The 1,845-nt window shown below is 36.0% G+C and carries 2 protein-coding genes and 2 pseudogenes; 2 read left to right on the forward strand and 2 right to left on the reverse strand.

From position 1 onward, the window contains the following. Positions 1-243: pseudogene (locus PSE7429_RS25820) on the reverse strand (IS701 family transposase); the annotation flags it as partial. Positions 244-333: 90 nt separating this feature from the next. Here PSE7429_RS25820 and PSE7429_RS22445 point away from each other — a divergent pair. After that, on the forward strand, positions 334-732 hold the full coding sequence (locus PSE7429_RS22445; RefSeq protein WP_040690352.1) for a hypothetical protein: 399 nt from the start codon (positions 334-336) through the stop codon (positions 730-732). A 134-nt stretch (positions 733-866) separates the two neighbouring features. Further along, positions 867-1,532, forward strand: coding sequence for a hypothetical protein (locus tag PSE7429_RS22450; RefSeq protein ID WP_009629686.1), 666 nt, complete (start codon positions 867-869; stop codon positions 1,530-1,532). A gap of 85 nt (positions 1,533-1,617) precedes the next feature. Here the strand turns inward: PSE7429_RS22450 and PSE7429_RS27435 are convergent. Beyond that, positions 1,618-1,845: pseudogene (locus PSE7429_RS27435) on the reverse strand (hypothetical protein); the annotation flags it as partial.

A 1,845-nucleotide genomic window follows, 5' to 3' on the forward strand; every position in this document is an offset into this window, starting at 1 on the left:
CACTGTATCATCGACACTCAGTACTACCTCCCTCTTTCTTGATGTTTTGGCTCTACGCTTTGGTAGAGGTCTTTTCCTGTATAGCTTTCCCGTAGCAAAAATCGGTTCACACTATCATGAGACACTTCTTTTGAGGATCTCGCCTAACCTCACACAACTTACCTGTTTTGGTTCTGACAGTAAAAACAAGATGTACTTGTTCAAGTCACATTTTGCCGTTGATGGTTTGCTGATTTCCCTCATTTTTGCTATGGCTATTGCTGGCTAACTCAATGCCTATTTTCTCCCTTTTGTCAATGCGTAACTTCTATACTCAAAGTAAATGGTATAGCTTTGGCTGGATATGCTTTTAGAGGACGTGGATATGTTCAAATCACTTACAGAAACAACTATGATAAATTTGGTAAAGATCCAAACTTTAACAGGAATTTTTTGACCATTACCCCTGTTGATAACCAACCACCTGAAAAATGGATATATGCCGCTGACATAGTATCAACAGACAGAGTTCTTGCGGCTGATATTGCAGTTTATGGAATGAAAACCGATCTATTTGTAAGAGCCTATCCTTCAAGTTCAATTTTTGGAGGTTTTTTGGAAAATATCAGCCTTCAGAATAGAGATGATGCGTTAGCGAAATTTACGGACGCTCGGAGAATTGTAAACGCCCAAGTTCAAGCTTCTGAAATTGCAAATAATGCATGGATTTACTTCGAGGCTCTAAACAATTAACGTATTTACGTCTTTTTAGCCTACAACTCACATAATATGTATTCTAATTGCACATATTAAGTTCCTCCTCATTTCGGAAAACAAAATATAGTAATTTAAATGATTTAATTTATGGAATTTACTCAGGTATTTAAATGTTAAAAAGACAGCTAAGTATTCTAATTGTTATTACAATGATAACTACTTCATGCATTAATTCTGCAAGATTAGAAGTCCAAACCCCTTCGACACCTATCTCAAAAATTGTAGAATTTGCGACTTTAACTTCTCTCAGTATACCTAAAAAAAACTCGAAAGATAAAGAAATTGAACCAAATTTTAAAGACAAAAAATTAGCATATATTTATAAGTATAGAAAAAGTCTTCACGTCTGTGAAGAAGATAGATTTATCCCAGACTATGCTGAAAGAGATTCTGAAGTTTACCAAGTTAACAGCCAAAAATATATTGTGGAATTTGGCTGTAGTTCAGGTGCGTACGCTTCATCCAAAGAATTTCTTCTCTATTCAATTAAAGATTATGGTATTGAGATTAAGCCTCTCACTGTACTAAAAAGGACTGATGAAGATGGGATGAATTTAAATAGTCAACCTATTTGGGTTCACAGAAAAATGGTTAGTGGACTACTAAATTTCAATCCTAATACTCTAGATCTTAGAATTAGTACTGTTCGTCCTTCTGGTGGTTATATTGCTGAGTACAGATTTGATGGTGACGAATTTAAGCTTCTAAAGTATTCTATTGTCCCTGATGTCTCAACTCAAAAGAAAGGAGTTGAGCCTAATATTGTTTATCCGTAAAATCCAATTTCGTAACTACTCAGGGCAGAAAGAAGGAATAAAAAGCAAAAGGGGAGCATCTCAATTAGGCACTGAGTAAATATACTTAGGCAAGATTGAGGTTGAGATAAGCGCAACGATGTTTAAGAACTTGGGGAAGATTATCGCGCTTCCACTGAGCACCAGATATTTTGATTCTACGCCCAATTTGCTTGATAGTAGATTCAACAGCACCAGAGCCAATGGTAATTCCTTGTGTTTGAAAAGCTTGGTAGTCAGGGATACGGGAGGCGGTGTCTTTCGAGATAGGCTATAAAGTTCGTAACTTGAGGAT

Source organism: Pseudanabaena biceps PCC 7429, assembly GCF_000332215.1.
In the GTDB taxonomy this organism is placed as follows: domain Bacteria; phylum Cyanobacteriota; class Cyanobacteriia; order Pseudanabaenales; family Pseudanabaenaceae; genus Pseudanabaena; species Pseudanabaena biceps.